At 41.7% G+C, this 19,005-nt stretch carries 19 protein-coding genes, 1 tRNA gene and 1 riboswitch; of the genes, 15 read left to right on the forward strand and 5 right to left on the reverse strand.

What is annotated here, in order from left to right; translation table 11 throughout:
• Positions 1-7 precede the first annotated feature (7 nt).
• Together ACR42H_RS06330 and ACR42H_RS06335 are read left to right on the forward strand one after the other, a co-directional pair.
• Positions 8-976 carry a sugar phosphate isomerase/epimerase family protein gene (locus ACR42H_RS06330; RefSeq protein ID WP_113883547.1) on the forward strand — a complete coding sequence of 323 codons (969 nt, stop codon included), beginning with the start codon at positions 8-10 and terminating at the stop codon, positions 974-976.
• A gap of 348 nt (positions 977-1,324) precedes the next feature.
• A tRNA-Gly gene (locus ACR42H_RS06335) sits at positions 1,325-1,398 on the forward strand.
• Between the two features lie 124 nt (positions 1,399-1,522).
• On the opposite strand, the gene ACR42H_RS06340 is transcribed toward ACR42H_RS06335, so the two are convergent.
• Positions 1,523-2,191 (reverse strand): B3/B4 domain-containing protein, encoded by a 669-nt coding sequence (locus tag ACR42H_RS06340; RefSeq protein WP_436375137.1) that lies wholly within the window; start codon positions 2,189-2,191, stop codon positions 1,523-1,525.
• Positions 2,192-2,298: 107 nt separating this feature from the next.
• Between ACR42H_RS06340 and queG the strand changes: the two genes are divergently transcribed.
• The 6 genes from queG (at position 2,299) to ACR42H_RS06370 (ending at position 8,711) form a co-directional block, all read left to right on the forward strand.
• Positions 2,299-3,435, forward strand: a complete 1,137-nt coding sequence (gene queG, locus ACR42H_RS06345) for a tRNA epoxyqueuosine(34) reductase QueG (RefSeq protein WP_436375139.1) — start codon at positions 2,299-2,301, stop codon at positions 3,433-3,435.
• Positions 3,436-3,631: 196 nt separating this feature from the next.
• Positions 3,632-4,516, forward strand: a complete 885-nt coding sequence (locus tag ACR42H_RS06350) for an amidase domain-containing protein (RefSeq protein WP_436375141.1) — start codon at positions 3,632-3,634, stop codon at positions 4,514-4,516.
• Between the two features lie 62 nt (positions 4,517-4,578).
• Positions 4,579-5,052 carry a tRNA (uridine(34)/cytosine(34)/5-carboxymethylaminomethyluridine(34)-2'-O)-methyltransferase TrmL gene (gene trmL / locus ACR42H_RS06355; protein WP_113883543.1) on the forward strand — a complete coding sequence of 158 codons (474 nt, stop codon included), beginning with the start codon at positions 4,579-4,581 and terminating at the stop codon, positions 5,050-5,052.
• A 97-nt stretch (positions 5,053-5,149) separates the two neighbouring features.
• A complete protein-coding gene (gene nfsA, locus ACR42H_RS06360; RefSeq protein WP_113883542.1) occupies positions 5,150-5,899 on the forward strand; it encodes an oxygen-insensitive NADPH nitroreductase in 750 nt (249 codons plus the stop codon).
• 414 nt (positions 5,900-6,313) lie between these two features.
• Complete coding sequence (locus ACR42H_RS06365) at positions 6,314-8,209, forward strand: PrkA family serine protein kinase (protein WP_009331560.1); 1,896 nt, start codon at positions 6,314-6,316, stop codon at positions 8,207-8,209.
• Between the two features lie 265 nt (positions 8,210-8,474).
• Positions 8,475-8,711, forward strand: coding sequence for a hypothetical protein (locus ACR42H_RS06370; protein ID WP_436375144.1), 237 nt, complete (start codon positions 8,475-8,477; stop codon positions 8,709-8,711).
• A 94-nt stretch (positions 8,712-8,805) separates the two neighbouring features.
• Here ACR42H_RS06370 and ACR42H_RS06375 read toward each other — a convergent pair whose 3' ends face one another.
• Complete coding sequence (locus ACR42H_RS06375; protein ID WP_166672516.1) at positions 8,806-8,946, reverse strand: hypothetical protein; 141 nt, start codon at positions 8,944-8,946, stop codon at positions 8,806-8,808.
• A 117-nt stretch (positions 8,947-9,063) separates the two neighbouring features.
• On the opposite strand from ACR42H_RS06375, the gene ACR42H_RS06380 reads away from it, so the two are divergent.
• Together ACR42H_RS06380 and yhbH are read left to right on the forward strand one after the other, a co-directional pair.
• Complete coding sequence (locus ACR42H_RS06380) at positions 9,064-9,249, forward strand: hypothetical protein (RefSeq protein WP_113883540.1); 186 nt, start codon at positions 9,064-9,066, stop codon at positions 9,247-9,249.
• A 304-nt stretch (positions 9,250-9,553) separates the two neighbouring features.
• The gene (yhbH, locus tag ACR42H_RS06385) at positions 9,554-10,726 is read left to right on the forward strand and encodes a sporulation protein YhbH (RefSeq protein WP_113883539.1); all 1,173 of its coding nucleotides are present in this window, start codon (positions 9,554-9,556) and stop codon (positions 10,724-10,726) included.
• Between the two features lie 58 nt (positions 10,727-10,784).
• On the opposite strand, the gene ACR42H_RS06390 is transcribed toward yhbH, so the two are convergent.
• A complete protein-coding gene (locus ACR42H_RS06390) occupies positions 10,785-11,399 on the reverse strand; it encodes a general stress protein (protein ID WP_436375146.1) in 615 nt (204 codons plus the stop codon).
• A gap of 214 nt (positions 11,400-11,613) precedes the next feature.
• On the opposite strand from ACR42H_RS06390, the gene ACR42H_RS06395 reads away from it, so the two are divergent.
• A complete protein-coding gene (locus ACR42H_RS06395; protein WP_113883537.1) occupies positions 11,614-12,252 on the forward strand; it encodes an NUDIX hydrolase in 639 nt (212 codons plus the stop codon).
• 77 nt (positions 12,253-12,329) lie between these two features.
• Positions 12,330-12,431: riboswitch (SAM riboswitch) on the forward strand.
• Positions 12,432-12,543: 112 nt separating this feature from the next.
• Positions 12,544-13,761: a homoserine dehydrogenase gene (locus ACR42H_RS06400; protein ID WP_113883536.1), complete on the forward strand. Its 1,218-nt coding sequence runs from the start codon at positions 12,544-12,546 to the stop codon at positions 13,759-13,761.
• A 330-nt stretch (positions 13,762-14,091) separates the two neighbouring features.
• Here ACR42H_RS06400 and ACR42H_RS06405 read toward each other — a convergent pair whose 3' ends face one another.
• Entirely contained in the window at positions 14,092-14,325 is a 234-nt protein-coding gene (locus ACR42H_RS06405) for a hypothetical protein (RefSeq protein WP_113883535.1), read from the reverse strand.
• A 292-nt stretch (positions 14,326-14,617) separates the two neighbouring features.
• On the opposite strand from ACR42H_RS06405, the gene ACR42H_RS06410 reads away from it, so the two are divergent.
• The gene (locus ACR42H_RS06410) at positions 14,618-15,763 is read left to right on the forward strand and encodes a cation:proton antiporter (protein WP_436375149.1); all 1,146 of its coding nucleotides are present in this window, start codon (positions 14,618-14,620) and stop codon (positions 15,761-15,763) included.
• Between the two features lie 68 nt (positions 15,764-15,831).
• Here ACR42H_RS06410 and ACR42H_RS06415 read toward each other — a convergent pair whose 3' ends face one another.
• Entirely contained in the window at positions 15,832-16,437 is a 606-nt protein-coding gene (locus ACR42H_RS06415; protein WP_113883533.1) for a DNA-3-methyladenine glycosylase, read from the reverse strand.
• 131 nt (positions 16,438-16,568) lie between these two features.
• Between ACR42H_RS06415 and proC the strand changes: the two genes are divergently transcribed.
• Both proC and ACR42H_RS06425 read left to right on the forward strand, forming a co-directional pair.
• Positions 16,569-17,384: a pyrroline-5-carboxylate reductase gene (proC, locus tag ACR42H_RS06420; RefSeq protein ID WP_113883532.1), complete on the forward strand. Its 816-nt coding sequence runs from the start codon at positions 16,569-16,571 to the stop codon at positions 17,382-17,384.
• A gap of 218 nt (positions 17,385-17,602) precedes the next feature.
• Positions 17,603-18,991 (forward strand): L-cystine transporter, encoded by a 1,389-nt coding sequence (locus tag ACR42H_RS06425; RefSeq protein ID WP_436375151.1) that lies wholly within the window; start codon positions 17,603-17,605, stop codon positions 18,989-18,991.
• Positions 18,992-19,005 lie beyond the last annotated feature (14 nt).

Here is a 19,005-nt window from a genome sequence, read left to right on the forward strand (position 1 = left end):
GATTTTAATGAAGCTTGGTGTGTTTACCGTTTTATTTGCTGAGAAAAAATTTGAAGAAATGCTTGATCATGTGAAAGCTGCAGGGCTTAAGGCTATTGAAATCGGAACCGGAGCATATCCCGGAAACGCGCACTGCAGTTTGCACGAGCTTTTAGAAAGTAAAGAACTCAGGGATGATTACCTGAACAAGGTTTTATCAAGAGGTCTTGAAATCAGCGCATTTAGCTGCCATGGCAATCCGATTTCACCTGATAGCGCATTTGCAGAGGAATCGGACCGCGTTTTATATGACACAATTAAGTTAGCCAGCTTAATGAATGTTCCGGTTGTTAACTGTTTTTCCGGCACTGCAGGTGATGGGGAAGGGGCCAAGCATCCAAATTGGCCGGTTGCTCCATGGCCGAATGAGTATGGAGAAGTGCTGAAATGGCAATGGGAGGAGAAACTCATTCCTTACTGGAAGAAAGCCGGGCAATTTGCAAAAGATCATAATGTGAAAATTGGTCTTGAACTCCATGGCGGATTCCTTGTGCATACTCCTTATACCCTTCTGAAATTAAGGGAAGAAACCTGTGACGCCATTGGAGCCAATCTGGATCCAAGCCATTTATGGTGGCAGGGAATCGACCCTGTTGCAGCAATAAAGATTCTGGGGAAAGAAAATGCCATTCATCATTTTCATGCAAAAGATACCTATATTGACCAGGAAAATGTTAATATGTACGGTTTAACGGATATGCAGCCGTATGGAAATGTTCAGACCAGAGCTTGGACATTCAGGTCAGTCGGGTGCGGACACGGCCTGCAGGAATGGTCGGATATGATGAGCGCTTTACGGACATTCGGGTATGATTATGTTGTCAGCATTGAGCATGAAGATCCGCTTATGTCTATAGAAGAAGGATTTACAAGGGCAGTCAGGAACCTTAAATCGATCTTAATCGAAGAGCAGCCTTCAGAAATGTGGTGGGTGTAAACAACTTTAGCAGGGGAGGATTATAAATCCTTTCCTGTATTTTCGACAAATTTCTCAAAAAAAGGTTGACCATTGTGGCTGAATTTAGTATTATTAAATAGTTGATTCGACACAATGTTTATTTTGCTGTTGATAAAAATCGACAAAGGATCTAGGAATAATTTCATTAATGATTAAATATAAATACACAAATGCGGGTGTAGTTTAGTGGTAAAACCTCAGCCACGAGCAACACATCCATGAATCATCTCCGAGTTGCCTCGACGCATAGGCTTCTTGAAAAAGCTTTTAGAGGAAGAGGCATGCAAGAACGGGAAAAAAATCAGTAGTCAGTAACTTCATACAAATGCGGGTGTAGTTTAGTGGTAAAACCTCAGCCTTCCAAGCTGATGATGAGGGTTCGATTCCCTTCACCCGCTCCATACATAGCCAACGCAGTGTTTCGTTCAAAAAGAACGAGGTATTGCGTTTTTTCATTTTCTTTGGCTATTATGCAAAAAGATCGGGCGGCATCCGCAGATCCCGCTCGACTTTTAATAAACTTTTTTAACATCCAATTACCTTAAAGTTTTCTTCTCCTCCATGCACTTGCGTGTACATGTTCATTAAGGACTCAACCATTTTTTCAGCCTTTGCCATTTCCAGAGAAGGGCGCAAATAAACGATCTGAACGGCATTTTTAGTCTGTTCCGTCACCGCTGTCCTTTCAGAGTCGACAAACGGACTGCCAAATGGCCCTGACGCATCTTCGCTAATAATTAAATTGGATAGCGAGTTGGGTCTCCCGTTTAAACCGTTATATTCTTCTCCTTCTTTGCCTAACCTGATAGTCACATTGCCTGAAAGCATATCGGCATCATACACGCCAATCGGTATTTGATATTCGAGGGAAAAGAAGTTGTTAATATCTATGGAGCTGTTGACCGGCTGCAGATAATTTTGCTTTTTAATTCTCCTGTATAGTGCTTCTGCAGAGTGGCGGTACCGATTTGGATCCTTGCCTGCTGTTTTGAAAATCTGTCTCCATTCTTTGATCCCTTCAAATTCTGTAACATTCTTGTCCTCTAAGTCAAAATAAATTGATTCCTGAAATAACTGGAGTCTGCCCTTTACCATTTGAGGAGATTGTCCGACTTCTATATTTTTATATGTAATGAATCCAATTTTAAATTGGGGAAATAACCTGCACAACTCGGGAGCAATCGTAATTTCCAAGCTTTCCACCTCCAAAATTACTTTAAAATAGTTTATCATAATAATCGGTGATTCAAAAAATTAAAGGCTTTCATATAAATGTAATTTTCATGAAAGGAGGTTATACAATGAATTTTGCCCAATTCAAGCAGGAAGTGATTGAATACAGCAAAACAATTGGTATAGATAAAATCGGTTTTACAGCAGCCGGCACTTTTGATGAGATGAAAAATAGACTGATTCGTCAGCAGGAACTTCAATATCAATCAGGATTTGAAGAGCCTGATATTGAGAAGAGAGTGAATCCGGGCCTGCTATTGGACAAGCCCAAATCCATTATCTCAATAGCTGTTGCTTACCCTTCCAAAATGAAGGTCAGAGTTGTCAGCAAAAGAGGTGAACGAAGAGGAATTTTCTGCCGCGCTTCATGGGGGAAAGACTATCATCATATCTTGAGGGAACGTCTGCAGAAACTTGAGGGATTCATTCAGTCAAGAATCCCTGAGGCGATATGCAAATCCATGGTGGATACAGGTGAGCTTGTGGATCGGGCCGTAGCGCAGCGTGCCGGAATTGGCTGGAGCGGAAAGAACTGTTCTATCATCACACCTGAATTCGGATCTTATGTCTATCTTGGAGAAATGATAACGAATCTGCCATTTGAGCCGGATAAACCAATGGAAGACAGATGCGGCAGCTGCAATAAATGTGTAGACGTCTGTCCTACTGGTGCTTTAATTCAGGGAGGTCAGCTTGATGCACAGAAGTGCATCGCGTTTCTGACGCAGACAAAAGGCTTTCTTCCAGAGCCATATAGAGAAAAACTGGGGAACAGACTTTATGGGTGCGATACCTGTCAAACCGTATGCCCTGAAAATAAAGGCAAGGATTTTCATCTGCACGAAGAGATGGAGCCGGATCCGGAAGTGGCAAAGCCGCTTTTAAGGCCGCTTCTATTTATCAGCAACCGGGAATTTAAAGAAAAATATGGCCCGGTTTCAGGCTCCTGGAGAGGTAAAAAGCCGATCCAGCGGAATGCCATTATTGCCTTGGCTCACTATAAAGATGAAACAGCTGTAGAAGATCTGATTAAAGTCATGACAGAAGATCCTCGGCCGGTGATCCGTGGTACGGCTGCCTGGGCACTCGGGAAAATTGGCGGTGAGAAATCACTTGCTGCCCTGGAACAGGCTTTGCAGCAGGAAAAAGACGGAGAGGCCATTGCTGAGATTGAAAAAGGTTTAAGTTTTATTGAAAAACGATGAGGGAGGAATCTCCCTCTTTTTCTATGGCCATTTTTATGGAGAAATTTAATTTTTTTCTTGGTGCAATATGCAAAGGAAAAAATTCAAATGCAGAGAAACTGTTCAGTCCGGCTGACTTACTGTTATATTGCACGAAAAATTAAGCAAAGTCCTCTGCTTCCTTTCATATGTATTGAATAGGAGAGGAGTGAGATGCGTGAGGGACCAGCTTCAGGAGCTGTTAATAAAAAGAGTGCAGCAGTGCGTTTCCCATTCAAGAAGTTCAATTCATACCTGCCCTAAAATTGAAAAGAAGAAAGAATCTCTTTCCGGCCGGTCCGGTGAGATTGTTAAAGCCCAGGCAACCGGAAAAGTGATCACGGTTGGAAGGGAGCAGGATGATGTTAAGCAGGTTGAATACAGAGTTCACTTTAAATATTTAATTAAGCAAAAAGACGTATTCTATATGGAAGAAGAAATTGAAGAGCGCATAGCCGACTTTTATAAGGGAGTGTTTGTCGAGGATCGGGAGAAAAACCCTTTTAAAGAGATTCAAAAAGATGAAGCGTCTCAAGACCAAGAATATGGAGAGGAAGTAAGGCTTGAGTATGAGTATGAGTATGACCGCATGAGAGCAGTGCAGTATGCAGAAAAATGGTGGAACAGCTATAATCCGGCTTATAAAAAATTTGAAGTGGATTGCACCAATTATATTTCACAGTGCCTTCATGTAGGCGGCGGCCCGATGAGGGGGTATCCTAACCGCGGAAAAGGGTGGTGGATGAGAAGCGGGAATTGGAGCTACAGCTGGACAGTAGCGAATTCATTGCGGTGGTATCTGCCGAGTTCGAATGCTGGGTTAAGAGCGGAGGAAGTCTCCAGTCCGGATCAGCTCTTAATTGGAGATGTTATTTGCTATGATTTTCAGGGAGACGGACGATTTGACCATACAACGATCGTGACGGGAAAAGATGCCTCGGGAATGCCCCTGGTCAATGCTCATACTTATAACAGCCGAATGCGTTATTGGGCTTATGAGGATTCAACAGCCTATACACCGAATATTAAATATAAATTTTTGTCTATAGCAGATGACCAGTAATTTGTATGGTGATTTCAAAGTGATATAATAACACATGCAGATTTAATTTAGAGGTGAAAAAAGTGGGATTGCATGTAGTATTATATCAGCCGGAAATTCCGGCCAACACTGGTAATATAGCCCGTACTTGTGCGGCTACTGATACGACATTGCATCTGATCCGGCCGCTTGGCTTCTCGACGGAAGATAAAATGCTGAAGCGTGCAGGCTTGGATTATTGGCAATTTGTAAAGATCGTCTATCATGAATCATTGGACGATTTTTTTAAAAGCAGTGAAGGCGGTGAATACTTCTACTTAACGAAGTATGGCACCAAGCCGCATTCCAGTTTCGATTACAGCAATGTCGGGAAGGATTATTATTTTATTTTCGGCAAAGAAACGACGGGCCTTCCGAAGAATATCATTGAAAGCAACAAAGAGCGCGCATTAAGGGTTCCAATGAACGATAAAGTCCGTTCGCTTAACTTATCCAACACTGCAGCCATTCTTGTTTATGAAGCACTGCGGCAGCTGGACTACTTGCATTTAAAATAGGAAACAGCAGGCCTGGTATTTTTCGGGCCTTTTCCTTTGGAGAATCCTTTCCTTTCTGGGTAAAATGAAAAAGTACATATGGAAAGGATGAGATGTGATGAATGAAGTGACCAATTTGCTGATGGACCATCGCTCCGTGCGGAATTTTGAAGACAGGGCTCTATCCGAAGAACAGATAGAAACGATTGTACTTTCTGCTCAAGGTGCGTCCACCTCAAGTTTTGTTCAAGCCTATTCAATAATCGGTCTTACCGATAAAGCAAAGAAAGCGAAACTTGCTGAATTTGCAGGCAATCAGAATTATGTAGCGGAAAATGGCCATTTTTTCGTATTTTGTGCTGATTTGCATCGTCATGAAGTCATGGGACAAATGGAAAATATCAATGTAATTCCTTCCATTGAAAGCACAGAGAAATTTATGGTGGCTGTCATTGATGCAGCATTGGCTGCACAGAATGCTGCGGTTGCTGCTGAATCGCTGGGATTGGGAATCTGCTATATTGGCGGAATAAGAAACAATCTTGAAGGTGTAGCTGAGCTTTTAAAAACACCGGATCGCGTAATTCCTTTGTTTGGACTGGCTGTTGGCTATCCTTCCAAAAAGAACGATAAAAAACCAAGGCTGCCTCTTCAGCATATATACCATGAAAATGAATACAAGCAGGATGAAACTGCCTACCGCGAAGAGCTGAAAATGTATAATAAAATCATTTCAGAGTATTATGCTGAGCGTACGGGCGGCAAGCGGAATGACACGTGGACTGGTCAAATCGCCGGCATGCTCGAAAAGCAGACACGAATGTATATGAAGGATTTTGTACAGAAGAAAAAAATGGATTTAAGGTAGGGTATATTGAAATACCAAGAGTTTGCCCTCCAAATAAGAAAAAAGCTGCTGAATGATCAGCAGCTTATTTTTTGTTTACGCCTGGCTTGTCATCATAACCAGCAGCGAAAATAGCAGCAAGGAAAGCAACCATTACACCGATAATAATAATTGTACCCATGTATATGTAATCCTCCTTTAGCGGTATCTCAATAGGCAAGCATGTAAATATAAGCTTATTATAGCCCAAAAATGAATAACTGTGAATGAAAAGTATGGAGTTTTTTTTACAGTTAGATCGCGCAGCAAAGTGTTCCTTATAATTAATTCCCGTAAAAAGTACAAACCAAACTCTCAATAGTTTACGCATGTTCGATTGCCGGGGCGCATAGAGTATATTAATCGTCTCTGATAATGCGACAGGGGGAGGTCCTTATGGATATTCTAAAAAAAATTGAGATGTACAGACACGAGGAAGAAAAGCTTAAATGGGAAGGGACTTTTGGAGAGTATTTAGAAATTGTTAAAGAGAAGCCATGGGTTGCCCAGTCAGCACATTCACGGGTATATAATATGATTAAGGATGCCGGTGTCGAAGAAGTGAAGGGGCAAAAAAGATATCAATTTTTCAGCAATCAGCTCTTTGGATTAGAAGAAGCATTGGAAAGGCTGGTAGAAGAGTATTTCCATCCTGCTGCCAAACGCCTCGATGTCCGCAAAAGGATTCTTTTATTAATGGGGCCGGTCAGCGGCGGTAAATCAACTTTAGTGACAATGCTAAAGAGAGGTTTAGAGCAATATTCTCACGCTGATAGGGGAGCGGTCTATGCTATTAAGGGCTGTCCAATGCATGAAGATCCGCTTCATTTAATCCCTCATCACCTCCGCAAGGACTTTCATGATGAATATGGAATAAGAATTGAAGGAAACCTCTCGCCATTGAATAGTATGCGTCTCGAACAGGAGTATGGCGGCCGCATAGAAGATGTTTTAATCGAAAGAATTATTTTCTCAGAAGACCGCAGGGTGGGGATTGGAACCTTTAGCCCTTCAGATCCAAAATCTCAGGATATTGCCGATCTGACTGGAAGCATTGACTTTTCAACCATTGCAGAATATGGTTCAGAATCAGATCCTCGTGCCTATCGTTTCGATGGGGAACTAAATAAAGCAAACCGAGGAATGATGGAATTCCAGGAAATGCTGAAGTGCGACGAGAAATTTTTATGGCATTTATTATCCCTGACTCAGGAAGGCAACTTTAAAGCTGGCCGCTTCGCCTTGATTTCGGCAGATGAGCTAATTGTTGCTCACACGAATGAAACAGAGTATCGTTCATTCATTTCCAATAAAAAGAATGAAGCTCTGCATTCCAGAATTATCGTTATGCCAATCCCATATAATTTAAAGGTTTCTGAGGAAGAGAAGATTTACGATAAAATGATCCGTGAAAGCGATGTTTCCAATGTGCATATTGCACCGCATACCCTGAGGGTTGCAGCGATGTTTACGATTTTAACCCGCATGAAGGATCCGAAAAAAGGCGATATAGACTTAGTTAAAAAAATGCGTTTGTATGATGGAGAGAGCGTTGAAGGCTATAACAGGGCTGATGTGGAAGAATTGAAAAAAGAGCATGCAGATGAAGGCATGAGCGGTATTGACCCGCGCTATGTCATCAACAGAATCTCTTCTACAATCATCCGCAAAAATATCACAAGCATCAATGCCCTGGATGTATTGCGGTCACTTAAAGAAGGATTGGATCAGCATCCATCCATTACTCCAGAACTGAAGGAAAGATACCTGAACTTTATTTCTCTGGCCCGCAAAGAGTATGATGATATTGCTAAGAAAGAAGTACAAAAGGCATTTGTTTATTCTTATGAAGAATCTGCGAAAACGCTTATGGAAAACTACCTTGATAATGTTGAAGCATACTGCAATAAAGCGAAGCTGCGCGACCCATTAACCGGTGAGGAAATCAGTCCGGATGAAAAGCTGATGCGCTCAATCGAAGAGCAGATCGGTATCTCTGAGAATGCGAAAAAAGCATTCAGGGAGGAAATCCTCATCCGTATCTCAGCTTACGCAAGAAAAGGCAAGCGCTTTGATTATAATTCACATGACCGTCTGCGTGAAGCTATCCAAAAGAAGCTTTTCGCTGACCTGAAAGATGTCGTGAAGATCACCACATCTTCAAAAACGCCGGATGAGCAGCAGCTGAAGAAAGTGAATGAAGTTGTAGCAAGATTAATTGACGAACATGGCTATAACTCAACATCAGCAAACGAACTGCTCCGCTATGTCGGAAGCTTGCTGAATCGTTAAAAAAGAAGGGCCTGGCAGAGTTGCTGCCAGGCTTATTTTTGCGGATGAATAAAAGAGCAGAATGAGGTGGGGGGCGAATAAGTATAGTACAGGCGCAATCATTTTAGGAGAGCGTAATAAAGAATGAGGAAGGCGCTAATGACACGGGTTGCGGCGCAAAAATCAATTGGGCAGAGCAAATTAGCTGGATTCCGGCGCAATTTTGATACGAGAGGCAATAAAGAATGAGGAAGCGAAATTAACACGGGTTGTGGCACAAAAATAATTGGGGAGCGCAAATCAGCTGAATCCCGGTGCAATTATGATACGAGAGGCAATAAAAGATGAGAAAGGCGTAAATAACAAGGGTTGCGGCGCAAAAATCAAATTGGGCAGCGCAAATCAGCTGGATCCTGGCACAATTATGATACGAAAGCGCAATGAAAAATGGGAAAAGGTAAATAACACGGGTTACAGCGCAAAACATGTATCGGCGCAAATAATTGGTGAAGCGGCGCAATAAAAAAAATCAGAACCGGAATGTAAACGGTCTAAATGTATCAAAAATGATAGATTCCAGTAAAATACCCCCAAAAAAGAGGCCCTGAAAGCCCCCTTCATCCATTTTTCTCTATATTTAGTGCAGCTTCTTTCTTTTTTTTCTGGCATTCAGGACAAATTGGCTTGTTTTCAAGATAAACTGTCCGATCATACAGTGATAATTCGCCACACCAGCCGCAGCAAAGGATTTCGCTCATAAAAATCCCCCCCTTTAATATAATCCTATTTTCGCTTGGCCATTTTTATGCAGCTGAATCTGCCTAAAAGTTTAGATAAGTCCAATTGGGGGTATAAATACAGCAGAGGTGATATTCATGAAAAAGAAAGAATTAGATAAGGATTATACACCGAGAAACAGCTCAATGGCAGAGAATATTGAAGAAATGGAAAATCTGGGTAAGCAGATGGAAAATTTGCGGACAAATAAAGAATTAAAAGAGGATTATGATAAATATCCCGATCCCATTCAGCATAAAAACAAGGACAAGAACCTTCGCTAACCGCGGAGGTTCATTTTTGTTTAAATAGGCAGATTCCCATATGAAAAAATGGGCTTGTCCAAGAGATGCTGCGAATGTCTTATTGTCAAAATTATTTGTAAATTATTTTGTCTTCTCGCATATGATAGAGTAATAAACATTTCTTTGTATTGGAGCATTAATAACAAATTTGCTGCCAGGAAATGAGTCTATGAAAAGAAGGCAGACAGCTGAATTGGGGATGTTTCATCATTTTTTGACACTCGCGATATTGTATGTTGGAAAGCTGTAATATGTGAAATTTAATTTAAAAGGAGGGGTTAACATGACGAATGTCAATAACCATCAGTTTGTGATTTCCCAAGAAGATTGGTCCCTCCATCGCAAAGGCTATGATGACCAGCAGCGTCATCAGGATAAAGTCCAGGAAGCAATCCGCAACAATTTGCCTGATTTAATAACGGAAGAAAACATTGTAATGTCGAATGGGCGGGAAGTGGTGAAGATTCCAATTCGCTCATTGGATGAATACAAAATCCGTTATAACTATGATAAAAACAAACATGTCGGCCAAGGCGATGGAGATAGCCAGATTGGAGATGTAGTGGCACGTGATGGATCCGGCAGCCAGAAAGGGCCCGGAAAGGGGCAAGGGGCAGGCGACCAGGCAGGCGAGGATTATTTTGAAGCAGAAGTATCACTGATGGAAATTGAAGAAGCTTTATTTAAACAATTGGAATTGCCTAACTTAAAAAGAAAAGAGCAGGATGAAAATCTGGTAGAGGACATTGAATTTAATGATATCAGAAAGACTGGATTAATGGGTAATATTGATAAGAAACGGACTATGATGTCGGCATTCAAGCGCAATGCAATGAATGGAAAGGCAGCTTTCCACCCAATTTATAAGGAAGATTTGAAGTTTAAGACCTGGAATGAAATTGTAAAGCCTGATTCAAAGGCTGTCGTGCTTGCAATGATGGATACGAGCGGCTCGATGGGGATTTGGGAAAAGTATATGGCCAGAAGCTTTTTCTTCTGGATGACCCGGTTCCTGAGGACCAAATATGAGACAGTTGAGATAGAATTTATTGCCCATCATACTGAAGCAAAGGTGGTCTCAGAAGAGGACTTCTTCTCAAAAGGAGAAAGCGGGGGAACCATTTGTTCATCTGCCTACCGTAAAGCGCTTGAACTGGTTGATGTCAAATACGACCCGCGCAAATATAATATTTACCCTTTCCACTTCTCGGACGGTGATAACCTGACCTCTGACAATGCCCGCTGTGTTAAGCTTGTGGAAGACCTGATGAAGGTGTCCAATATGTTCGGATACGGCGAGGTCAACCAGTATAACCGCCACTCAACCCTGATGTCAGCCTATAAAAATATTAAAAATGAGGATTTTCGCTATTATATCCTTAAGCAAAAAGCAGATGTATTCCATGCAATGAAGAGTTTCTTCAAAGAGGAGGAAGATAAGAAGAAGTATGCTTAAGAGAGGGGAACCTCTCTTTTTTATTTCTAAAAAAAGACCCCATACGGGGGGCCAATTGCTATTTGAGCCTTTCCTTTGTAAGCCGATCATCCCAGTTTAATTCAGCACTGGTTTTCACATCAAGAGACTTGGGGGAAAAGTGAACACGATTGATTTCCTGATGATCGGCAGCACATGAGTTGCTGGATTTATCTTCCAGTGTTTTGATATCTGCTTCATGGACAACTTCCCGTGCTGAAGCGCTTTCGAGGTTTCCTTCTGAGTCTACAGCACTGATCGTTTGATTGTCTTCCTGGGAAGTAGGATAGTTCCCGTAGTAATCTGCGATTAAGACATATTTTCCATCAAACACCATGCTTGCGTATTTATCCAGGTCATGGTCATCAAACCGTGTACCATCTTTTTTATCAGGATCCATTCCTGAACTTGTGGCTGGATTTTCTCCCATAAAAAGGGCTTTCACTGAATCAAGAAAGCGCTGATTGCCGAGCTCCTGGGATCCGACTATTCGCAAGTTCACTCCATAATTGTCTGCAAAGCTTTCAAGATTCGCACCATCTTTTGAAACAATCACCAGGTTGTCTTTCTGATACCCGTTTGACTCTGCCCCTTCAATAGCATCTCTCAGCTCTTCCTGTGTATCATACCCGCCTACTAATATATTTTTCTTCATGTTTTCACTCCTCATGTCATATTGTATTTTCTATTTTCCCTGAATTGCAGGAGGAGAAACTTTCTTTTATATTTTGAAGGGCGGACAGTCATCAAAATAATAGACTGTCCTGGATCATTACATGGTACAAGCCGTATGAATTAATAAAACACAGTAAATACAGTATGATAAAGGTAATAGCCAATAAATTGGAATTGCTGCTGGAGGTGGGGATATGGAGATTGAGAAACTGGCTAAAAGATTAAGTAACAGGACCCCAGTCGTTTTAGGGAGTGAGCGATTTTCAAAATTCGCTATTTTGCTTCCGCTTGTTGAGATGAATAAGGAGACACATGTCCTTTTTGAGGTGCGTTCACTTACAATGAGAAGGCAGCCTGGGGAGGTCTGTTTCCCCGGCGGAAGAATAGATCCGGAAGACAGGGATGAGGAGCATACGGCCATCCGTGAGACCTCAGAGGAACTTGGCATAAGTGAAGACAGCATCACAGATGTGTCCCCGTTGGATTACATGATTTCCTTCGGACAAATTATTTACCCTTATGCAGGTATTATCCATAATCCTGATCAGATCGTGCCAAACCCTGACGAAGTAGAAGAAGTTTTTACCGTGCCTCTTTCCTTTCTAAAAAAAGTAAAGCCGGAAACGTATCACGTGAATTTTAAAGTAGAGCCCGAAGAAAATTTTCCTTTTGACTTGATTGCCGGAGGCGAAAATTACAATTGGCAGACAAGGAAAGTAGAAGAAGTATTTTACTTTTTTGAGGATAAGGTTATTTGGGGGATGACTGCCAGAATTCTTAAGCATTTTCTTGAAATCATTATTGAAGATTTCGAGGAAAATGAAAGCGTTTGAAGAAAATATTTTTTCAAAAAAGGTTGACGCAGTCCTTATAAATGTTTATGATTCATATAAATTGAATACTTAGAAACTTCTTATCAAGAGAGGCGGAGGGACTGACCCTATGAAGCCTCGGCAACCAGCATTTATGCACGGTGCCAAATTCAGAGGAAATCATTTTCCGAAGATAAGAAGGCGGAATGAACGGAAAGTAAATTCAAACCCCTTCTTGTCTGTAATAGACGGAAGGGTTTTTTTGTTTTTATAAGTATCTGTACTTTAAACATGAACCAGGAGGAATGAGAAATGTCAGCGATAACGATTGGGCTATTGGGGTTTGGAACAGTTGGAAAAGGAGTGTATGAAACGATCAGCAAACATCAGGGAAGGCTTCAGGCAATATTCGGGAAAGAAGTGAAGGTCTCTGCCATCCTTGTCAAAAATGTGAGTAAGCATTCTGTGCCTGATGATGAGGTGCTTTTAACTGATGACTTTCAAGATATTATTGACCTTCCTAAGCTTGATGTCGTAATTGATGCCATTGTTGGCAGGGAACCAGGGTATACGTATCTGCGCCAGGCAATATCGAGAGGATGCCATGTCATTACAGCAAATAAGGAGATGTTTGCATTCCATGGAAGTGAGCTTACTAGGCTCGCAAAAGAGAATAATGTATCATTAGGATTCGAAGCAACAGTAGGAGGCGGAATCCCTATAATTCAGACTATTAAGCAGCTGCTGAATGCCAACAAGATTGAACGGATAGAAGGAATTTTAAATGGCACATCGAATTTCATTTTGACAAGTATGCGCGAAGAGAACTTATCATTTGAAGAAGCACTGAAAATAGCTCAGGAAAAAGGATATGCAGAAGCCGATCCCAAAAATGATATCGAAGGATATGACGCTTTTTACAAAGCGGTTGTTCTGAGTGAGCTGGTGTTTGGGAAAGCACCGGCGCAAGGAAAATCTGTTAGAGAAGGCATTACTGACATTACAATTGAACAAATTCGTATGGCTGATTCCCTGGGACTGAAATTTAAACATGTAGCATCGATTGAGAGGGAAAAAGATACTATCCGCTGTACTGTAAAACCGGTCTTGACGGGGGAGGAACATCCCTTGTACAGAGTAGAAGGAGTGCAAAATGCAGTTTCAATTGATGCGGATATAGTCGGGAATATCAGCTTGCAGGGTCCTGGAGCCGGCATGTTTCCGACAGCTAGCGCAATTATTGAAGATTTGATTCATGTAGGCAGAGGGGATATTCCTTCAGTCTTTGAGGAAGGCAGGCCGGAGGGAACTGTTATTTACGAGCCAGTTTGGATTATTTGGGGTGATGCTGATAAAGCGGAATTGCCTGAGGGGTGTGAAATAATCAGCAAAGTGTCAAAAGAAGTATTCATCTTTAAGGCATCATTGGAAGCTGTGTCATTATTAGATACATCAGATTTGAAGGCTTATCAGGTGCTTGGAGACTATGCTCCGGCTGCAAAGGAAAATAAACAGGTACAAACAGTATAACCTGAAAACATAATGAAAAACAGGAGGGGCAAGCTTATGAGCTGCCCCTCCTGAAGTATGTTTAGAGATGGTGGATGTTATCGAAGTCTAACGGGCAGTATGCCCCCCTCTTCAAGACTCAGAGGAATCGAAAGAGGTAAGCGGGAGTCCAACTGCCCATAAAGGCCAGACAGCAGAACAAAGACTAAAAACGCCACGTCCTCCAAAAAGCTATGCATCGCTGCCGCAGCTTTCCTTTTCCTGTGTCAACGTCTTTGTAATCCGCACTTCCTGTGGGCCTCAACTTACAATCAGTGGGGTATAAAGCCCCCCACTGATTGAAGTTTCACTTTATGCCTGCTGGTTTTTTAATAAAGGTTTATTTAATCCAGAATAAAGGTCTTTTACATGGACCGTTACAATCTTAGCACCAATCTGGACATGGACCATATTATCAAAAACAGCTGTTACCAGGCCGTTTAATGAAACATTCGCACCAATATTGAGATCTTTGCCGGGAGTTTTAACATTTTTCTTGTCTGCCATCGTAACACCATCCCATTCCGTTTTATTGAACTTATACATAGAATATTGCCTTTTTATAGTAAAATAAACGCTTTAATAAAAAAAGTCCAGTAATATAGCTTGTTTTTTTATCGACAAATTTTATTGGTGCCAGGGACCTGTCGAATTTTCTCTATATCAATATTTTAGTATTCATTGCCGAGATTAAGCACAATCGAAAAAACAATCCTTGGAGGGAAGTACACAATTTGTTCTATCCGATTTTGGATCTAACTGACAGGAGTGAAATTCAGACAAAGAGGGTATTGAAGTCCGTAAAAATACAGATTCAGAAAAGGATGAAATACGGAATATGAATTTGCCTCTTGCAATTGGGCTCATTTTTATTGCCCTTTATATAACTGCCATAATCGGGATTAAGATCTTAAGAATTCCCGATATCGTTATTTATATTATTTTAGGAGCTGGCATCGGTTTTTTTGGATTCTACAAAGAGGCGAAATTAATTGAAGCTGCAGGTGAAATTGGCTTGATTCTGCTTTTCTTTCTGCTTGGCACCAAATTCTCTGTGCGTGAATTAAGGAATAACGGAAGGAAGGTCTGGAAATCCGGGCTATTGGATGTTTTTTTGGGAGTGGGAGTGACTGCGGGAATTGCCTATGCTGCAGGTCAAAATATGTTTGTCTCTTTATTGATTGCCGGAATCGTATATGCAACTAGTTCTTCAATTACTGTTAAGCTCCTGGAATCAAAGAATCGCCTTGAAGATAAAGATTCTAAATATATGCTCTCTCTTCTGATTTTTGAAGACCTCGCTGCCCCGATTCTTGTGACCGTGCTGATTGGGCTAAGCGGTGGAAATAGTTTTTCCGCTTCAGATTTTCTGTTTATTTTTCTGAAGGTATCTCTTCTTGCCGGCACTGCAGTTTGGATGAGCAGAATAGTTCTTCATAAGGCCCAGCATTGGATGAAGAAAGTTGCTCATGAAGATTCCTTTTTGATTCTTGTTCTCGGAGTTGCGATTACCTATGGCGGATTTGCAGTATTTCTGGGGCTGTCAGAGGTTATTGGCGCATTTCTTGCCGGCATCATTCTTGCCGGAACGGAGGTAAAAGAAAAAACAGAGGAAGTTGTACTTCCCGTCAGGAATTTGTTTCTTCCATTTTTCTTCTTGAATTTCGGACTTTCGCTTGAATTTAATGAAGAAATTCCTTCTCTGGGTCTTCTGGTTATTATTGTTATCTGGTCCATCATTCACAAGCTTGCTGCAGGATATTTTGGAGGCCAATGGTATGGCCTATCGAAACAGGAAGCTCTTAAGGCGGGTTTATCATTATCATCAAGGGGAGAATTCTCTGTAATTATTGCTGGATTGGCCACAGGGGGCCTTAAAGTATTTGCAGGGGCTTATATCCTGATTACAGCTTTGGTCGGCATGCTGCTGTTTCAGTTATCATTCTGGATTCATTCACGGGTGCAGAGGAATTCCAGTCAGTAGCAATAAAAATTACCGGAAAACCTCTTGTTTTGGAGTTTTTCCGGTTGCTGTTTATTAATTTCTTCATCCTACTTCCTGCTCCGTGAAACATAAGGATTTTCAGCAATCCAAAATCTCCAGGGATAATTCCGTGCTTCACCGGAATTATCAATTCCGATTCGTTTTCCGTGTGTGACTTTCCCGGGAGGAATTCCATTAGCAATCATAAGAGGGGGGCTTGTAAAATGCCGGCCATAATCATCTATTGTAATATCGAGAGCTTTGGTTAATTTACCAGGTCCATTAGTGAGGTTCTTAAGATCATCCATTTTTCGTCTTTTCTTCATTAAATAAAGCCCGTCTACAGGTTCAATTCCCCTGATCAATACAGCTTCCGGTTTTTCCTTTGGGCCGCTCACAACATTAACTAAACAATGGGTATGCATCACATACGTGTAGACAAATCCGGGTTCATTGAACATGATTTCGGTCCGCTTTGTTCTCCTGTTTCCAAAGCTGTGAGCTGCCCTGTCTTCCGGGCCCATATATGCCTCTGTCTCAACGATATAGCCTGAGGCAATGCCCTCTTCAGTTTCTTTGATCAATAAGCAGCCCAGCAGTGCCTCCGCCAATAGCAGTGTCGGCTGCTGAAAGAAGTCATCTGGCAGAGGGGCATATGGTTTTATATCTTTCAAGTTCAATCTCTCCAAACATTATTTTATTAGTGTTGCAGCATCGTGTCTTATGTTTTTACCCTTTGCTATTTTTTCATAACCATACCTGCAGTATAATAGCAAAAGGAAATACTATACAGGATGTGGGCATTATGAATAAAAATATCGGTTTTATCGGATGTGGAAAAATGGCTCAGGCTATAATTGGAGGAATACTCAAATCCAATTTGGTAAATCCAAGCCAGATTATTGCTTCAGCGAGAACGGAGAAGACGCTTGAGGATGTAAAAAGCAGGTGGAATATACAAACACGCCTTTCCAATATTGGAGCAGCGGCAGAAGCGGATATACTGTTTTTGGCTATTAAGCCTGATGTACATGGGGAAGTTATTGATGAGATTAAAGATAGCATTCGTTCCCATGCCATCATCATAACCATTGCAGCCGGAATCAGCCTTTCCTTTCTGGAACAGTCATTTGGCCGGAAAATTAGAGCAGTTCGCACCATGCCTAATACGCCATCATTAGTAGGCGAAGGAATGAGTGTCCTTTCCGCAAATGAATCAGTATCTCCAGATGATTTGGAAGAAGTGGTAAAAATATTTTCATGTATTGGAAAAGCAGCTGTTATGGAAGAAAAGATGATGGACGCCATTCCCGCTATCAGCGGTTCTTCTCCGGCTTATGCCTATATGTTCATTGAAGCTTTGGCAGATGGCGGTGTAAAATCTGGTTTGCCCCGTGACCAGTCTTATCAGCTCGCAGCCCAGGCTGTTTTGGGGGCAGCCAAGATGGTGCTGGAAACGGGTCTGCATCCTGCGGAATTAAAGGATGAGGTCTGTACTCCAGGAGGGGCGACGATTGAAGCCGTTGCCGAACTGGAGAGAAAAGGATTCCGTGCAGCGGTGATGAGTGCAATGGAACAATGTTTTGAAAAAACAAAGGCCCTTTCCGGAAAAAATAGATAAATAGGATTTATTAACCTAAACCCGGCAGTTATACACCTGGCGGGTTTTCTAATGCTTCTTGAAATTTAGGCACACAGCAAAAGAGAAAACAATGAACATTTCACGGCAAAATAGAATATATAATAAGAAAATTTAAATTTTAATTCCGACTTGACTCATAGGAATACATGTATTATAGTAAGTCATTATGAAAACATCTATTGGGGAGGATTCAGTCCATGAGTACAGGACTTTTAGTTTTAAATATTGCCATAATGCTTCTGCTTATAGGCGTATTGTTCTTTATGCAAAAAAAGCATTTTTCATTTTCAAAGCGTGTGTTTACAGCGCTTGGATTAGGGATTTTGTTTGGTTTCGCACTTCAGCTGATTTACGGACCGGGTGCTGAGATCATTGCCAAATCTGCAGACTGGTTTAATTTGGTAGGCGGGGGTTATGTCAAATTCCTGCAAATGATTGTAATGCCATTAGTCTTCATTTCTATTTTAGGTGCGTTTACTAAGCTTAAATTAACAAATAATATTGGAAAAATCAGTGTGCTTATCCTTGGGCTGCTGGTAGGTACAACTGCAGTTGCTGCCGCTGTCGGAATTGCCACAGCTGTCGGCTTCGACTTGGAGGCAGTCCAAATCAGCGGAGGCGATGCAGAGACAGCCCGCGGGGAACAGCTGGAAGAAACTTATCAGGGCATTGAAGGAAGAACGTTCCCTCAGCAAATGCTGGATTTGCTTCCGGCAAACCCATTCCTTGACTTTACAGGGGCAAGACCAACATCAACCATTTCAGTTGTTATCTTTGCTGCCTTTTTAGGAATTGCTTATCTGGGTGTGAGAAGGAAATCACCAGAGCAGGCTGAACTTTTCGCTAAAATTGTGGATGCATTCTATGCCATCATCATGCGTGTTGTTACATTAATCTTACGCTTGACTCCTTACGGTGTTTTGGCCATTATGACAAAAACCGTTGCCATGAGTGATTTCGACTCCATTTTAAATTTAGGTAAATTTGTTATTGCTTCATATGTAGCACTTGCCATTATGTTCCTGATCCACCTGCTGCTTTTAACATTGAGCGGTTTAAATCCAATCACCTATATGAAAAAAGCATTTCCTGTATTAACATTTGCCTTTACATCTAGAACAAGTGCCGGTGCATTGCCATTGAACATTAAAACACAAAAGTCACTGGGTGTACCTGAAGGAATTGCCAACTTTGCAGGATCATTTGGTCTTTCCATCGGCCAAAATGGATGTGCTGGAATCTATCCGGCAATGCTGGCGGTAATGATTGCTCCGACTGTGGGCATTAACCCGCTGTCACCAGGTTTTATTTTTACCGTCATTCTCATTGTAGCGATCAGCTCCTTTGGTGTGGCAGGGGTCGGCGGCGGTGCGACGTTCGCAGCGATCCTTGTATTATCTGCCCTTGACCTGCCAGTTGCACTGGCCGGCTTGCTGATCTCTATTGAACCGCTGATTGACATGGGACGCACAGCTGTTAACGTCAGCGGATCCATGACCTCCGGCATCTTAACGAGCCGTATCACCGGTGAAATTGATGGAAATCTTTATAGCGACTTGAATGAAAAAATAGAAGCAGAAGCATAAGAAAAGCGACAGGT

The organism is Cytobacillus sp. BC1816 (genome assembly GCF_051353635.1).
Taxonomy (GTDB): domain Bacteria; phylum Bacillota; class Bacilli; order Bacillales; family Cytobacillaceae; genus Cytobacillus; species Cytobacillus oceanisediminis_C.